This is a genomic window from Bradyrhizobium erythrophlei (assembly GCF_900129425.1).
Taxonomy (GTDB): Bacteria; Pseudomonadota; Alphaproteobacteria; order Rhizobiales; family Xanthobacteraceae; genus Bradyrhizobium; species Bradyrhizobium erythrophlei_C.
The window spans coordinates 5,801,123-5,816,049 of sequence record NZ_LT670817.1 but is presented as its reverse complement, the minus strand read 5'-3'; the positions used below and the strand labels follow the sequence as shown (position 1 = coordinate 5,816,049).

Genomic DNA, 14,927 nt, shown 5'->3' with positions numbered 1-14,927 from the left:
TCCCGGCATGTATGTGCCCCGTGCGCTGCAGCTGCGGTGCCAGGCGCTGGTCAGCCACTCCAACACATTGCGGAGACGTTCAGGATCGGCGTCATCTCCGATACACACGGCCTGCTGAGACCGGAGGCCGAACGCCACCTGTCCGGCGTCGATCACATCGTCCACGGCGGCGATATCGGGAATCCCGACATCATCGCCGCGCTTCGACGGATCGCGCCAGTCACCGCGATCCGGGGCAATGTGGATACCGGCGATTGGGCCAACGAATATTCCGATACCGAACTTGTGCGACTCGCCGGGCGATCCATCTTCGTCCTGCACGATCTCAAGACCTTGCGAATCGATCCCGTTACGCGCGGCATCGACGCCGTCATCTCCGGACATTCCCATGCGCCGAAGATCGATGCGGTCGGCGGCGTGCTTTATTTGAATCCCGGAAGCGCGGGCCGGCGGCGTTTTAGGTTGCCGATCACGCTCGCGACGCTCGACATCACGCCCGACGGCCTACGACCGGTAATCCACGATCTCTGTGACGGCTGAACGGCGTCCGGGGGCGTCTAACTAATGAGCTGGTCGCAGGAATACGGGCCGAAGATGACGCATGCCGGACCACCGTTAACCGCCTTTTGGGTCGGCTCGCGCGGTTAACACATTGGTTATTTGTTTGCGGGCATTTTCGCATTTCCATTTTTGAAGGAGGCACCATGTCTGACGTCACCATTCCCGGCGGCAAAATTCGCGCGTTCGTCGAATGGATCGAAAATCTGGACACTGAAATGCTCGAATTGAGCGAGCAGAAGAAGGAAGTGTTCGCGGAGGCCAAGGGCGGCGGGTTCGACGTGAAGATTCTTAAGGAGATCATCAAGCTCCGAAAGCAGGATCAGGAAGAGCGCGACGAGCGCGAAAGCATGCTCGATCTCTACATGGCGCCATGGAGCAGGCAGGGTCGGAGAAGGTCGCCAGGGCCGCATGATAGAATAGGGGCGACGACGGCCGAACTCGCCTTCATCCGCCGTAGGTCGGCAATGAATCCGCTTAAAGCCGACGTGCCTGCCGCAGGGGCGATGTAGATCGCGTGTTATCGCGATCTACGCTCTGACGGAAAATCTGCTGAGTGCCGTCAAGGTCTGCAACCGCGGTTCCACTTCGGACCCCTAGTTTGGAATATCCGATTGGTATCACATCACGATACACGAGTCTTTGCGGGGGCGTTCATAGTCCCCAGCAATTCGGGCTAGAGCCAAATTGGCAGGGCATAAGCTGAAAGGGCACCAATCCGGCAGAATGAGCCTCTCCATGACCGACCTATGGGCAGTCTGCTGGACGATTTTAATGGATGGACGCCGTCTCTCGAGGGATCATCGCCTGGTTTTCCCGGCTTCTTCTGCTGCCCAGATTGCGACCTTTGCGACGAGCGCCCACACCGATGTTTTGCGATCGTGCTGAAAGACATGCCCGCGCTGCGACCAGGGTGGAACGTTGGTAACGGGATTGTACCCCTCGGAGACGCTCACCGCGTAGTCGCTCACCTCCGCGAGGTCGCTGAGGTTAGCGACGTTTGCGATCGCGACCGCATGGGCGCGCGTCTTGTCTCCGCCTGGCCAAATTTCAACGGTGACGCGCAGCATTCGTTTCTCCTCCTAAGCCTACTTGCGATGCGGATGGATCTTGTGGATCGACTTGCCTCCCCTCAGATCTCGATGACGAAGTTCGGATCGAAACGCGCGTTGTCCCAGGTCCCGCCAACCTTCCACGGACCATAGCCCTTAGCGTTCGAGTCCACGCGCGTGCAGCCAATCGTGACATCTTCGGACTCGTGGGTGTGCCCGAAAATCCAGAGATCGGCCGGCCGCAGCGAATTGCGCCTGCCTTCGATCGGAGCGGGCCACATCAGCGAGGTCAAATCGCTGCGATAGGCCGCGGTCAGAATCTCCTCATCGGACAACCGCTCGCTCCGATACCGAGGGAAGGAGCGGCCCGGATGCGGCGCGTGATGGGTGACCACCACCAGGGGGCCGCCCCTGGGCTTGCGCATCTCGGCCTCCAAGAACGCGCGCGACTCCATGTGGCGAGCAAGCGCGTGCCGCGGCCGGAAGCGGTCCTGGTACCGGCTGAGCCGGATCTTGCGGAAGTCATTCATCCTGTCGGCCGCCACCGCCATCGCGCGGCGCTGGTCGCCGAACAGCGCAAAGTTGGTCCATAGGGTCGCGCCCGCGAAGGTGACGTTACCAAGTCGGATCGCCTCATTCTGCAGGACGAACACCTTCGAGCCCGCGGCGGCCTCCTTCGCCTTTTCAATGGTGCGGTCGATGTCGCAGCCGTAGCCCTCATGATTGCCGGCGATGTAGATGACGGGCCGGTCCGGCACGCGCTCAAGCAGCCACTTCACCCCGCGCTCCATCCGCGGAATGAGGTCGCCGGCGACGACCAATATGTGGAAACGCGGGCGCGCATCCCCGGACGGCAGATCCCAGCCGCGGGTCAATTCGAGATGCAGATCGGAAAGGATCCAGAGCAGCACTTCGTCAGTCATCATTCTTCTCGCCGTCTTGCTCGGCCCGACGCTTCATCGCCTCGATAAGGGGATCGTCGTCCGGCAATTCCTCGATGCCGATCGCAAACTGCACGTCGATCGAATGGCAGATCGGACACGTGCAGCGCTCCGGGTCGTAGACGAAGGTGCCTTCCTTGCCGCACGTGCGGCAGCGAAACTTGGCCATGGCACTATCCTCCTTCGCCGATGATCAAAGAATCGACTTCGACGAAACTGTCCGTCTCCCGGATGTAGCGTCGGCGTTTGACAATGACGGCCTTGGTGCCGCGGGCGATTACATGCGAAATGGTGACGTTCTCCCAGCCGGGCTTTTCGGGGACGGGATGGCCCTGGCCGTGCGTCGCGCAACGCGTCATCAGCCAGCCGCCGGCGCGGTGCAGGCGGCCTTCCGCGCCGCAGACCTCGCATGTGCAGGCGCTGCGGGCCTCGGCCAGGTCGATGATTTCTTCGACCCGGGCGTCCGCTTCGGGAGAGAGCGCGCCTTCCCAGTACAGTCTGGCCGTCGCGTACTTCTCCTTGATCTGAGTGAACTTAAAGGTGCCGCCGTCAGCTTGCACCGCCGCCCGGATCCGGGCGCACGCGCGCTCCAGCAGGTCCTGCCATCCCGCGCCGCATTCCGGAGAGGCCTCAGCTACCCCCGTATTGTCCGGCAGCGGGTGAAAGAGGTCCGGGTAGGCCTCGATCAGATCGAACCGCCAATCACGCATGATACTCGCCATGCCGCTACTCCTCGATTCCGAGCGACTTCGGATCGACGTCGACGAAGCAATTGGTCTCGCGGATGTATCGGCGGCACGACACGATCGGAAACCGGCCGGCGCCGAAGGTCCGGACGATGTGGATGTTCTCGAATCCCGGCCTGATAGGCTTGAGTTCGCCATTGGCGTGTTCGGGGCACGCGGTCGCGAGCCAGCCGTTGCGGGTGTAGAGGCGGCCTTCCGCTCCGCAGATTTCGCAGGTGCAGGCCGAACGGGCGGCCGCCAAGGCGATTGCCTCGTCGACCTTGGCCTTGGCCGCGTCGGGCAGGCGGCCGCTCCAATAGAAGCGGAGCGCCCCGAACTTTTCCTTGATCTGCACGACTCTGAGGGTACCGCCCTCGGCCAGGGCGGTCTCGATCCTGACGCAGCACCGCTCCAGGAGATCTCGCCAGCCTTCATCGCAGTTGGGATAGCCCTGCGCAGCGTCCGGTCTCCCGAACGGAATCCCGAACAGGCGGGGATGGGCCTGCATCAACTTGACCCGCCAATCCTGCCCCGTACTCGTCATTACTTCCACCTCGCGCGACCCAGATGTACTGGCCTTGTCGCTTGACCTTTGAAGTCAGTCTGGTTCGCGAACCAATTCCAACTCGATGACCAAGCGGGGGTTAAATTGACCGCCTTCGACTGGGTTGGCGATTGCACGCGTGCGGCCGCACTGAACGTCGAATGCCGCATGCACATGACCAAAAACCCATAGGTCAGGGCGAATCTTCTCAGGCAAAAGGGGGAGTAGTTCTGAACTGTAGAAGGCCGGCGCCCACCACGGGATTCCTCGCCCGCGATAGACGTCAGCGCAATGCGCCAGTGGAGGGTGGTGTGTGACGACTACAGTCGGCCCGTCGTGGCCGCGCACGAGTTCATCAAGCAGTATCGCTCGTTCACGAGCATGCTCTGCAACGGCGTCGTAGGGCGTCCATGGGCCCCTCTCTGTTCTGATGGCTCGATACTCGCGCGCTCCGCTGCGAAAATGCCCGGCAAGAGAGCGGGCCATGGCAGCGGCCCGTTCCTGGGACTGAGGAATTTCCTGATCAGCGATCCAGCGGCCGGACTGCGCCCAATCCGTCCAAAGCGTAACTCCGATAAAGCGGACCTGCCCAAGTTCGCAGACCGGATCGTCTGCACTCAATACGGTGACTATATCTTGATGAGCCCGCGCATTCTGACGCTCGGCCTCGTCGCGGAAGAGCCGATCGAAATCGGAAATGGTGCGGCGATCCTCTGGACCTAACCTGTACACATCATGATTACCGCGAACCATGATTGAGGGTCTTCCTCGCGCGAGAGCGACCACGCTTTGAACGGCCTTCTCTGGCTGTCCCTCGCAATGGTCGCCGGCAGAGACCAGCAGGTCGAAGGATTGGTCGAACGCCGGGATTTCCTTCAGCTTGCGCCGCTCCAGGTGGAGATCCGAAATGGGAAGGATTCGAATTTTTCGCTGTGGCATGCGGGGGAGTCCTTGATGACCACGGGGCAAAACGGGGTGGACTTGCTCGGCAGCGCCGTCATCTGTGTTCTTCGACAAAGAGTATGTGAACAAAATCAATTGTAGCACTATTGTCCGTGGTTTAATAGGCCCACGAATGGTCGCTTGCGTCCATGAAAGCGCAAGCCGTGGTAGCTCGAAATATCCGACGGCTGCGCGTTGGCCGCCGGTTGTCTCAGGAGGCGCTGGCCGTCGACGCCGGTATTGATCGGACGTATGTCAGCCGGCTTGAACGGGGCAGGGAAAATCCGACCGTCGCGGTTCTCGAAAAGCTGGCGATCGCTCTTGATTCAGAGATATCTGAATTTTTTAAGATGCCGCTTCGTGGAGAGGCGGCGCCTCGGCCATTGCCGGCCGGAAGACGACCCGGAAAATAGGCCGGTCGCGTTGGAACAGTTGCTCTTGGCTCAAGTGCGGCGGTTGAATCGCCAGCGCCAGCCCGGATGACCGCGCGGCCGCTCGCTCGCTACGGCGCTATGGGGAAGCGCGCTTCGCGAGCGGCCTACTGAGAGACCTTCCAAGTCTGACCCCCGTCCTCTTCCAGCAAACCCTCGTCGCGGCCTAACTACCCGTTGTGCGCAGGCGTCTATCGGGAGATTTTAGCTACAAAGACCCGAAAGGTTCAAAAGGACGATATCCGCGACGTCTATGCCGAAGCCAAAGGCAACGGCCGACATATCGACCCCCTGTCCGAGACGACGCTGGCGTACCTGAAGGAATTCAAGCGGATGTGGAAATCGGGGCATCTCGATCCCCTTCAGGACCGCATCGCCCTTGATACCTACAATCACCGCCGTACGGCGCTGCATTTCGGTGGACGGCTGTTTCTGACGGGCCTGATTGGGAACTGCTTGTCCGCGCGCGAGCAAGGTGATCGCGACGCCGAGCAGCGGTGGGCGGAGCTGTTGCTCGATGTTGTCCAGCGGCTGGAGTTCATGTTCCTCCTGGAGCCGCCCGTGCCGGATAACGTGCTGCCCTGGGACCGGCCGCCGTCCCGCTGGCACAGGTCGGCAAATGCGGGGCGGGAGCGCGGCCAGAACAGCAAGAAGTGTGTGCTGCAGTACCTGCCCGACGACTGGGACACCCACCTGTGGGATGCGGCAGTTGCTAAGGAGTGGGAATATCTCGATGAGCTGGCGGTCCATCTGATCGTGCCGGTTCGCCCCGAAGAACTGATGGCGGGCCAGCGTCCGATTGGATGGTCGCCCGGAGTGCTGGTCGAGTGGCGCTCCGCCAGGTGCTTGTCGATCACCTTTGCTCCCGTCAAGAGCCACGCCGGGCTCTACGGTACCGAGCTCACCGAGATCTGCGTAGATCCGACCATCCTGGGTGGCCCCGCGGAATATCTGGCGAAGCGCTGCAATTCATCGGGCGGCAGCATTGTCGTCAGTAGCGAATCGAAGAACGCGGTACGCAAGGCGATGGCGAAATTTGGGGGCAAGGCGCTGCCTGAAATCGGGACATTGTTATCACGCCCTATGTTCTGCGGCACCAGTTGATATCAGACCTGAAGGCGACCTTCGGCGGGGGTGAAGAAGTAGCAGCCGCCGCCGGCCATTGCACGGATCGCACCCAGGCGCGGTACGGCCACATACAGCACGGGCGCAAGCGGAAGGGTTATCTGAGCATCAAGGCGGCGCGCCGGCCGCGATGCGGAAATGTTGAGCGAGCGAGTCGGCTCTCCGCGAGCAAAGGATTACGGAACAAGAAGTGAAGGCTCTGGGCCCATAGTTATGAAGGCCAAAGACAGCGCTGTTTTTGGTTACATTTTTAAGGACAAGCAGGAAGGGAAATCGACGATGTCACGCTCCGACAATATGATGCTGCGGGCAAAGCTCGGGGAACACGGGACCATTCTGGGGTTCGAACTGGGTAACTACTCCGGTGGTGGCTGTGTGTACCGAAAACCTTATCTGAGTTGAAGCCGTGATGGAATCGCTTAAGCTGGCGGAATGATCGGGCTGCTATGTTTCGTTCTGGCCGTCCTGGCCTCGCCATTCAAGTCGAAGTTGCGGCTTGAAGCTGAGAACGCGGTGCTTCAACATCAGTTGAATGTCGTGAGGCATAGGCTGCCTGGTCGCGTCCGGCTTACCAATAATGATCGCTGGTTCTTTATCCAGCTGTATCGCTGGTTTCCGTCAATCCTGCAGGTTCTCACAATCATCCGGCCCGAGACAATCGTGCGTTGGCACAGGTGTCCCTGTCGTAAATTCAATCGTGCTGGCAGTTGACTGAGAATCGCGCGATGCGGCACCGGATGCTAGATTTATGTCGATTGATCTTTGCGATTGCCAGCGACCTGTTGCCGTCGCGGGTGGCGCTTGAGGCAGAGATTCTCGTGCTAAGGCAGCAAATCAATGTGCTGCGACGCGCTAATCCTAGGAGGCTTCGATTTGTTTCGATTGACAGGTTGATATTGGGAGGCGTCTGCCGACTGTTGCCCAAGATGTATGGCGCACTTGCAATCGTCCGACCGGAGACCGTAATCCGTTGGCACCGTGCGGGATTTAGATCGTATTGGCGCTGGAAATCGAAGCGCCGCTGCGGACGACCGGCCGTGACGGTAGAAATACGCCAGCTTATCCGCCAGGTGAGCGGCGCCAATCAGTTGTGGGGAGCACCGAGGATCCATGGCGAGCTTCTCAAGCTTGGCATCGATGTCGGCCAGACCAGGGCGGCCAAATATATGGTGCGGAGGAGGGTTCCTCCCTCGCAGGGATGGAGGACGTTCCTTCGTAACCATGCTGATGGGATTGCCGCGATGGACCTGTTCGTGGTGCCGACGATCTCGTTTCGGCTGCTCTATGGCTTGCCGATCATCGGGCATGGCCGGCGGCAACTGCTGTGGGTCGGAGTTACTGCACATCCAACGGCCGAATGGATCGCCAATCAGCTCACCGAGGCTTGCGGCTGGGAGCAAATCCCTCGATACCTGATCCGGGATCGCGATGGCGCATACGGAGAAATATTTATCCGCCGCGTTCGACCGATCGGCATTCGAGACCGCCCGACGTCTCCGCGTTCACCCTGGCAAAACGAATACGCAGAACGGTTGATCGGTTCGATCCGCAGGGAATGCCTCGATCATATCGTGGTGTTCGGCGAACGCCACCTGCGCCATGTGCTGCTGTCCGACATGGACTACTATAATGGCACGCGCACTCACTTATCGTTGAACAAAGACGCGCCGATATCACGTGCTGTCGAGGCAGCTGGACGCATTCTGTGCCGTGCGATCCTCGGTGGACTGCACCACCAATATGTTCGGGCTTGATTTGCGGTAGGCACAGGGGATTCCGGTGGCTCGCTGTGAATACTCGTGTGCATACCTACTACCAATGCGCACACGAGGCTGCGGGTGCATCGGGCGCCTGGCATTCCCCACGCCCTCATCTTTTCAGGGCGGAAAATTCAAGCAAACCTCGGGCGCGTCGCGCTGCGGGAACGCGAAAGGGTGTTCGTCATTGCGCGCGAATGCGCGCCCGATGACAGCCTCCGCGATGAATCAATCCGCTCTCTCTTTTCGTTGCTCAATGGATTGCTTCGCGGAGCCTGTCATCGCGCAACGCCTCGCGCCGGCCCGTTGGCTCGCAATGACGGCCAGACGGAAGGAATCAAGCACTCCAGCCCGGGCTCGCGATTAACCGCCTGCGATCTCATGCGAAAGTCATAGTCGGGAAGGTGCGGACCGACTTGAACTCGTCTTCATTAGACCGCACAATGCCGGCAACAAAACATGCTTGGCATCGCCGGGCTTTACGATATGGGGAAGAAACACGTGCGAAATATCATGAAAGGCATGGCCGCATTAGCGGCGATGCTGGCGAGCGCGCCTGCGATCGCCGGCTGGGAGCCGACCAAGCCGGTTGAAATCGTGGTCGCGGCGGGGGCCGGGGGCGCCTCCGACCAGATGGCGCGGATGATGCAGGCCGCGATTCAGAAAAACAACCTGATGAAACAGCCGATGGTGGTGTCGCTCAAGGGCGGCGCGTCCGGCGCCGAGGCGCTGATGTACATGAAATCCAGCGAAGGCGATCCGAACAGGGTGCTGATTGCCTATTCGCTGATCTACATGCTGCCGCTGTCTGCGAAAATTCCGTTCAACTGGCGCGAGTTGACGCCGGTGGCGGTGGTCGCGCTGGACCAGTTCGTGCTGTGGGACAATGTCGCCGGGCCGAAGAGCGTGAAGGAATTCATCGAGGCCGCGAAATCAGCCAGTTCGCCTTTCAAGATGGGCGGCACCGGATCAAAGCGCGAGGATAACGTACTCACGGTGTTCGTCGAGCAGAAGACCGGCGCGAAATTCGCCTATCTGCCCTACAAGTCCGGCGGCGAAGCGGCGACCCAACTGGTCGGCAATCACACCGAAGCCAATACCAACAATCCCAGTGAAAATCTCGAGGTCTGGCGCGCCGGCCAGGTTCGCGCGCTCTGCGTGTTCGACAAGGAGCGGATCGCCTACAAGACCAAGGTGACCGATACGCAGTCGTGGAACGATATCCCGACCTGCAAGGAAGAGGGTCTCGACGTCCAATATCTGATGCTGCGCGCCATGTTCCTGCCGGGCAAGGTGACGCCGGAACAGCAGGCATTTTACGTCGATCTGTTCCAGAAGGTGACGCAAACCGCCGAGTACAAGGACTACATGGAGAAGCAGGCGCTGAAGCCGATCTTCCTCACCGGCAAGGACATGCTGCAATTCCTCGAAGAAGACGACGCGCTCAACAAGTCGCTGATGACGGAAGCGGGGTTTGTCGCGAAGTAGGCACGCACTGGCGCCGTGCCCCGCCAACAGGTCTCGCCTTCGGCGAGCCCGATGACAGGCCAAGGCGGGGCATCCAGTGCTCCGGGCTTTCGCGATCACAGTAACTGGTGATAGGGGATACCGGATCATCCGCCGGAGTTCGTCACCCGGCTCGCTGAAGGCGGGATTCGGTGGCGGATGATGACGATCGTTTTTGCAACCGCTGAACCAAACAGCGTCCGAAATCACAACGAAATGCGCAATGTCCAATTCCGAAATTGAGATTGTCGTCGAAGATCCGACCGCGCCGGTGGCCGACTCGCCGGCGATCACCAACGCCCGTGTCGTCGACATCACGGTTTCGCTGCTGCTGGTGGCGCTGGCGGCGGTGCTCGGCTACGACAACTGGCGCACCGGCATCGGCTGGGATTCGACCGGACCGCAGGCCGGCTATTTCCCGTTTTATTTGTCGGTGATCCTCGCCGGCGCCAGCCTGTACGGGATCGTCGCCGCCTTCCGGTCGCGCAAGGAGGCTTCGGAGACCTTCGTCACCCGGGCGCAGCTTCGCCGGGTCATGGCGGTGTTCGTTCCGACGCTGCTGTTCTGCCTCGCCACGCAATATCTCGGGCTCTATGTCGCCAGCTTTTTGCTGATCGCGGGCTTCATGCGATTGGTCGGGCGCATCGCGCTGTGGAAATCGCTGCTCACGGCCTTCATTTTCACCGCTGCGATGTTCGTGACCTTCGACATCGCTTTCGACGTCATCATGCCGAAGGGACCGCTCGAAGCGGCCTTCGGGTACTAGTTCGCCATGCCACAAGCCGTCATTGCGAGCCAACGGGTCGGCGCGAAGCGCCGCCCGATGATAAACTCCGCGAAGCAATCCATCGCGACACAAGACAAGAATGGATTGCTTCGTCGCGGAGCCTGTCATCGGGCGCACATTTCGCGCGACCCGTCTGCTCCTCGCAATGACGAAAGAATTGGGACGGTGTATTAATGGAAGCCTTCGGTCTGCTGCTGCACGGCTTCGCCGTGCTGATGACGTGGAAAATCCTCGCCCTAATGATGGTCGGGCTGGTGCTCGGCATCTTCGTCGGCGTGCTGCCGGGGCTCGGCGGCCCGAACGGGGTCGCCATCCTGCTGCCGCTGACGTTCACCATGGACCCGACCTCGGCCATCGTGATGCTGTCGTGCATCTATTGGGGCGCGCTGTTCGGCGGCGCCATCACCTCGATCCTGTTCAACATCCCCGGTGAAGCGTGGTCGGTGGCGACCACCTTCGACGGCTATCCGATGGCGCAGCAGGGCAGGGCGGCGGAAGCGCTGACCGCAGCCTTCACGTCGTCCTTCATCGGCTCGCTGGTCGCGGTGCTCCTGATCACCTTCCTGGCGCCGCTGATCTCGTCGTTCGCGCTCAAATTCGGGCCGCCGGAATTCTTCGCGGTCTATCTCCTGACGTTCTGCTCGTTCGTCGGCCTCGGCCGCGAGGAGAAGCACAAGACCCTGATCTCGATGTCGCTCGGCCTGCTGCTGGCCGGCGTCGGCATGGACACGGTTTCCGGCCAGCTACGCATGACCTTCGGCTCCGACGACCTGTTGCGCGGCATCAATTTCCTGGTTGCGGTGATCGGGTTGTTCGGCATCAGCGAAATCCTGCTGACGATGGAGGAGCGTCTGGCGCTGCGCGGCCATGCGGCCAAGATCAGCCTGCGCGTGGTGCTGGGCGTCTGGAAAGACCTGCCGAAATACTGGGTAACGCTGGTGCGCTCATCATTTATCGGCTGCTGGCTCGGCATTACCCCGGGCGGCGCGATCGCCGCCTCGTTCATGGGCTACAATCTCGCCAAGCGTTTTTCCAAGGATCCCGAGAGTTTTGGCAAGGGCCGCATCGAGGGGGTGTTTGCCCCGGAAACTGCGGCCCACGCCTCCGGCACCGCGGCGCTGCTGCCGATGCTGGCGCTCGGCATTCCCGGCTCTGGCACCGCGGCGATCCTGCTCGGCGGGCTGATGGTGTGGGGCCTCAATCCCGGTCCGCTATTGTTCGTCGAGCACAAGGATTTCGTCTGGGGCCTGATCGCCTCGATGTATCTCGGCAACGTGGTTGGCCTGGTGCTGGTGCTGACGACGGTGCCGATCTTTGCCTCGATCCTGCGGGTGCCCTTCGCCGCCGTGGCGCCGATGATCGTGGTGTCCTGCGCGATCGGCGCCTATGCGATCCAGAACGCGATGTTCGATATCTGGCTGATGCTGGGGTTCGGCGTGGTCGGATATGTCTTCAAGAAGATCAACATTCCCTTGGCGCCGTTCACGCTGGCGCTGGTGCTCGGCAGCCGCGCCGAAGACGCGTTCCGGCTGTCGATGATCGGCTCCGGCGGCGACATGATGGTGTTCTGGTCGAACGGTCTGGTCGGCTCGATCACAACCTTGGCGATCGCGCTATTGTTCTGGCCGCTGATCGACCGGGCGTTTGGCGGGCTGGCCAGGCTGTGGCGGCCGGCGAAGGTTGTGGGCTGATCTCGTTTGCTGCCGGAGCCGATGGCTTTCGAAAATTACCTTGTGCAACCAAGGCGTTAGCTTTTGGTTGGGGAAAACCCTGGGGCGCGATTGTTGCGCAATGTTGCCCAAATGGGACAGACACGCTCGTCCAGGTTGCCTAGATTGCAACCCAATACCTCCGTCAATTCGTTCATGGGGCAAGTCATATGGGGCACGTCATGAAGAAGATTTTATTTGGAATATTGGGAATTGCTTCGCTGGTTACCACGAGCGCCCTTGCCGCCGACCTGCCGGCACGGGTCTATACCAAGGCTCCTGTTTTCGTAGAGCCCGCTTTCAACTGGAGCGGATTTTATCTCGGCGTCAATGTTGGCTACAGCTGGGGCAGCTCAAGCAATTCAGAGGCAATCTCGAGATTTAGCAGCGGTGTGCCATTGTTTAGTTCTACGTCCCGCAATGACGTCAATGGCGTCATCGGCGGAGGCCAGGTCGGCTACAACTGGCAAGCCTCGAATTGGCTGTTCGGTCTCGAGGCGGACATCCAGGGAAGCGGCGAGCGCGGATCCTCGTTCTTCAACTGCGTGGCCTGCGATGACGACGGCACCAACATCACTTCGAACCTAACCCAGAAGCTGAACTGGTTCGGCACCGTGAGGGGCCGCGCCGGAATTCTCGTGTCTCCGACCGTGCTCTTGTATGGAACCGGCGGTCTGGCCTACGGCGAGGTGCAGACGGGTGGCACCGCCACCGGCGGATTCGTTCCGTTAACCGTGGTACTCCCGGGCACTTCATCCACTCGGGCGGGCTGGACTGCGGGCGGTGGCGTCGAAGGGCGGATCGGCGGAAACTGGACGGCGAAGCTTGAATATCTCTACATGGACCTCGGCTCCGTCAGCGCTGGTCCGATTGCGCTCACCGGAATTCTGGTGCCTGTCCGCACCACCGGCGGGTTGTCCTATTCGTCGCATTTCACCGACAATATTCTGCGCGTCGGCGTCAACTATCTGTTCAACGGTCCGGCGCTCGCGAAGTACTGAGTTTCACCTTCACGTCAGAAGAAACCTGAGCCCGGCCTGGTGCCGGGCTTTTGTTTGAGCAAGTCGGCGGATCGCAGCAGAGCAAGAAGAAGGCTTGCTGCGGTCACACCACCTTGTCGCGCCGCAGCGCCCCGATTTCGTCCGCGGTAAATCCGAACTCGGCCAGCACTTCTTCGGTCTGCTCGCCGAACTCCGGCGGCCGCGCCGCCATTTTGCTCGGCGTACGCGACAGCGTGACCGGCTGGCCGACCAGGCGGATGTGGCGATTCTCGGCGTTCGGCACATCTTGGGCGATGCCGAGATGCCTGACCTGATCGTCCTCGAACATCTGGTCGATCGAATAGATCGGGCCGCAGGGCACGCCGGCGGCGTTGAGTTCCTTCACCCAGGTCTCGGTGGGTTTCTTCTCGGTGAATTTGCCGATATCGGCGTTGAGCGCGTCGCGGTTTTTGGAGCGCGCCGGGGCGGTGGCGTAATCGGGGTTGGTCACAAGCTCAGGCGCGCCGATCGCCTGCGCGCAGCGTTCCCAGATCCGTCCACCCGTGGTGGCGATATTGATATAGCCGTCGGAAGTCTTGAACACGCCGGTCGGGATGCTGGTCGGATGGTTGTTGCCGGCTTGTTTCGCAACGTCCTTTTCCATCAGCCAGCGCGCGGCCTGGAAATCCAGCATGAAGATCTGCGCCTGCAGCAGCGAGGTCTGCACCCACTGGCCCTCGCCGGAGACGTCGCGCTCCAAGAGCGCCGTGAGGATGCCGATGGCGCAGAACAGCCCGGCCGTGAGGTCGGCGACGGGGATGCCGACCCGCATCGGACCCTGGCCCGGCGCGCCGGTGATCGACATCAGCCCGCCCATCCCCTGCGCGATCTGGTCGAAGCCTGGGCGCTTGTGATAGGGGCCGTCCTGGCCGAAGCCGGAGATGCTGCCATAGACGATTCGCGGATTGATCTTGCGAACGCTCGCATAGTCGATGCCGAGCTTGGTCTTCACATCGGGACGGAAATTTTCGACCACCACGTCGGCCTTCTCCACCAGACGCCGGAACACCTCAAGGCCTCCGGGGTCTTTGAGGTTGAGCGCCATCGCGCGTTTGTTGCGGTGCAAATTCTGAAAATCGGGGCCCCGGCGCGGACCACCCGGCTGCTCGCCGGCGGCGTCCTCCACCAGGGCGTCGATCTTGACGACATTGGCGCCCCAGTCCGCGAGCTGCCGCACGCAGGTCGGCCCGGAGCGGACGCGGGTGAGATCGAGCACGGTGAAGCGGGAGAGGGCTTGCGAGGCAGGCGGGAAGGGCATTCAGGGGACTCCGGTGTGGCTTGGGGCGCGTCGCGTTGGGGGCCGACACCATCGCCGGAAGCAGGGAGCTTGTCATGCTTTTGAACGCATCACTGCTTAGCGCTTTTGGACTATCCCCAACATCATTCGATTGTGGATGGCGCGGACGCCCCCGAGATCTAAGCCATTGCTAAAAGGCAATAAATTTGGGTTCGTTCTGCAGAAACGCACGCAGGCTCCGGTATTTAAACACCTATTTTTGTGAGACTGCCCCTGGCTCACAACGTTCTACTTCGAAATTGAAATCGAAAATCCTGGCACCCTAAAATTGCGTGTGCATTTCCGGGTCCGCGTCTTACTTTAAGGACGGCTCGAACAGAAATTTTCCACCAACCAAGTCACCAATCGATAGGACCATAGTTCTGCAGCGTGACAAGATCCCAGGCAACCATTCGCCGGGCGTAACCAATTGCATGCCGTTATTGCGCGGACTTTATCGACCGAACTGCCCCGGAAATTTTACGTCCTGCGTTTACCGAATATTAGCCTTTGCCCGCTTACTTGAGAATTGTC

16 protein-coding genes and 1 pseudogene are annotated in these 14,927 nt (G+C 60.7%); 10 read left to right on the top strand and 7 right to left on the bottom strand.

The window, feature by feature from the left end; all coding sequences use genetic code 11:
* Positions 1-36: 36 nt before the first annotated feature.
* Both B5527_RS27905 and B5527_RS46660 read left to right on the top strand, forming a co-directional pair.
* Positions 37-540, top strand: a complete 504-nt coding sequence (locus B5527_RS27905; protein WP_245332279.1) for a metallophosphoesterase family protein — start codon at positions 37-39, stop codon at positions 538-540.
* Positions 541-704: 164 nt separating this feature from the next.
* Positions 705-973, top strand: a pseudogene (locus tag B5527_RS46660) (DUF2312 domain-containing protein).
* Between the two features lie 385 nt (positions 974-1,358).
* Here the strand turns inward: B5527_RS46660 and B5527_RS27895 are convergent.
* From B5527_RS27895 to B5527_RS27870, 6 genes are all read right to left on the bottom strand, one after another.
* Positions 1,359-1,628, bottom strand: a complete 270-nt coding sequence (locus tag B5527_RS27895; protein ID WP_079604389.1) for a hypothetical protein — start codon at positions 1,626-1,628, stop codon at positions 1,359-1,361.
* Between the two features lie 62 nt (positions 1,629-1,690).
* On the bottom strand, positions 1,691-2,533 hold the full coding sequence (locus tag B5527_RS27890) for a metallophosphoesterase (RefSeq protein ID WP_245332278.1): 843 nt from the start codon (positions 2,531-2,533) through the stop codon (positions 1,691-1,693).
* Entirely contained in the window at positions 2,526-2,720 is a 195-nt protein-coding gene (locus B5527_RS27885; protein ID WP_079604388.1) for a hypothetical protein, read from the bottom strand. Before B5527_RS27885 ends, B5527_RS27890 begins: the two co-directional genes overlap by 8 nt.
* Before the next feature lie 4 nt (positions 2,721-2,724).
* Entirely contained in the window at positions 2,725-3,273 is a 549-nt protein-coding gene (locus tag B5527_RS27880) for a hypothetical protein (RefSeq protein WP_079604387.1), read from the bottom strand.
* A 4-nt stretch (positions 3,274-3,277) separates the two neighbouring features.
* Positions 3,278-3,820 (bottom strand): hypothetical protein, encoded by a 543-nt coding sequence (locus B5527_RS27875; protein ID WP_079604386.1) that lies wholly within the window; start codon positions 3,818-3,820, stop codon positions 3,278-3,280.
* Positions 3,821-3,874: 54 nt separating this feature from the next.
* On the bottom strand, positions 3,875-4,759 hold the full coding sequence (locus B5527_RS27870) for a metallophosphoesterase family protein (protein WP_079604385.1): 885 nt from the start codon (positions 4,757-4,759) through the stop codon (positions 3,875-3,877).
* A 152-nt stretch (positions 4,760-4,911) separates the two neighbouring features.
* Between B5527_RS27870 and B5527_RS27865 the strand changes: the two genes are divergently transcribed.
* The 8 genes from B5527_RS27865 to B5527_RS27825 all read left to right on the top strand — a co-directional run bounded on the left by B5527_RS27865 (position 4,912) and on the right by B5527_RS27825 (position 13,078).
* Positions 4,912-5,175: a helix-turn-helix domain-containing protein gene (locus B5527_RS27865; RefSeq protein ID WP_079604384.1), complete on the top strand. Its 264-nt coding sequence runs from the start codon at positions 4,912-4,914 to the stop codon at positions 5,173-5,175.
* 195 nt (positions 5,176-5,370) lie between these two features.
* Entirely contained in the window at positions 5,371-6,297 is a 927-nt protein-coding gene (locus B5527_RS27860) for a hypothetical protein (protein ID WP_079604383.1), read from the top strand.
* A 234-nt stretch (positions 6,298-6,531) separates the two neighbouring features.
* On the top strand, positions 6,532-6,720 hold the full coding sequence (locus tag B5527_RS27855) for a hypothetical protein (RefSeq protein ID WP_079604382.1): 189 nt from the start codon (positions 6,532-6,534) through the stop codon (positions 6,718-6,720).
* A gap of 353 nt (positions 6,721-7,073) precedes the next feature.
* Positions 7,074-8,072: an integrase core domain-containing protein gene (locus B5527_RS46655; protein ID WP_245332277.1), complete on the top strand. Its 999-nt coding sequence runs from the start codon at positions 7,074-7,076 to the stop codon at positions 8,070-8,072.
* Positions 8,073-8,588: 516 nt separating this feature from the next.
* On the top strand, positions 8,589-9,563 hold the full coding sequence (locus tag B5527_RS27840) for a tripartite tricarboxylate transporter substrate binding protein (RefSeq protein WP_154072915.1): 975 nt from the start codon (positions 8,589-8,591) through the stop codon (positions 9,561-9,563).
* 241 nt (positions 9,564-9,804) lie between these two features.
* Positions 9,805-10,347: a tripartite tricarboxylate transporter TctB family protein gene (locus B5527_RS27835; RefSeq protein ID WP_079604379.1), complete on the top strand. Its 543-nt coding sequence runs from the start codon at positions 9,805-9,807 to the stop codon at positions 10,345-10,347.
* Between the two features lie 194 nt (positions 10,348-10,541).
* Complete coding sequence (locus B5527_RS27830; RefSeq protein WP_079604378.1) at positions 10,542-12,059, top strand: tripartite tricarboxylate transporter permease; 1,518 nt, start codon at positions 10,542-10,544, stop codon at positions 12,057-12,059.
* A gap of 200 nt (positions 12,060-12,259) precedes the next feature.
* Positions 12,260-13,078: an outer membrane protein gene (locus tag B5527_RS27825; RefSeq protein ID WP_079604377.1), complete on the top strand. Its 819-nt coding sequence runs from the start codon at positions 12,260-12,262 to the stop codon at positions 13,076-13,078.
* Between the two features lie 103 nt (positions 13,079-13,181).
* Here B5527_RS27825 and B5527_RS27820 read toward each other — a convergent pair whose 3' ends face one another.
* On the bottom strand, positions 13,182-14,375 hold the full coding sequence (locus B5527_RS27820) for a CaiB/BaiF CoA transferase family protein (RefSeq protein WP_079604376.1): 1,194 nt from the start codon (positions 14,373-14,375) through the stop codon (positions 13,182-13,184).
* Positions 14,376-14,927 lie beyond the last annotated feature (552 nt).

What these genes read in the sequence shown, in the direction of transcription:
- B5527_RS27895 (WP_079604389.1), bottom strand. Translation starts at nt 1,628, where the DNA reads ATGCTGCGCGTCACCGTTGAAATTTGGCCAGGCGGAGACAAGACGCGC.
- B5527_RS27890 (WP_245332278.1), bottom strand. Translation starts at nt 2,533, where the DNA reads ATGACTGACGAAGTGCTGCTCTGGATCCTTTCCGATCTGCATCTCGAA.
- B5527_RS27885 (WP_079604388.1), bottom strand. Translation starts at nt 2,720, where the DNA reads ATGGCCAAGTTTCGCTGCCGCACGTGCGGCAAGGAAGGCACCTTCGTC.
- B5527_RS27880 (WP_079604387.1), bottom strand. Translation starts at nt 3,273, where the DNA reads ATGGCGAGTATCATGCGTGATTGGCGGTTCGATCTGATCGAGGCCTAC.
- B5527_RS27875 (WP_079604386.1), bottom strand. Translation starts at nt 3,820, where the DNA reads ATGACGAGTACGGGGCAGGATTGGCGGGTCAAGTTGATGCAGGCCCAT.
- B5527_RS27870 (WP_079604385.1), bottom strand. Translation starts at nt 4,759, where the DNA reads ATGCCACAGCGAAAAATTCGAATCCTTCCCATTTCGGATCTCCACCTG.
- B5527_RS27865 (WP_079604384.1), top strand. Translation starts at nt 4,912, where the DNA reads ATGAAAGCGCAAGCCGTGGTAGCTCGAAATATCCGACGGCTGCGCGTT.
- B5527_RS27855 (WP_079604382.1), top strand. Translation starts at nt 6,532, where the DNA reads ATGAAGGCCAAAGACAGCGCTGTTTTTGGTTACATTTTTAAGGACAAG.
- B5527_RS27840 (WP_154072915.1), top strand. Translation starts at nt 8,589, where the DNA reads ATGAAAGGCATGGCCGCATTAGCGGCGATGCTGGCGAGCGCGCCTGCG.
- B5527_RS27835 (WP_079604379.1), top strand. Translation starts at nt 9,805, where the DNA reads ATGTCCAATTCCGAAATTGAGATTGTCGTCGAAGATCCGACCGCGCCG.
- B5527_RS27830 (WP_079604378.1), top strand. Translation starts at nt 10,542, where the DNA reads ATGGAAGCCTTCGGTCTGCTGCTGCACGGCTTCGCCGTGCTGATGACG.
- B5527_RS27825 (WP_079604377.1), top strand. Translation starts at nt 12,260, where the DNA reads ATGAAGAAGATTTTATTTGGAATATTGGGAATTGCTTCGCTGGTTACC.
- B5527_RS27820 (WP_079604376.1), bottom strand. Translation starts at nt 14,375, where the DNA reads ATGCCCTTCCCGCCTGCCTCGCAAGCCCTCTCCCGCTTCACCGTGCTC.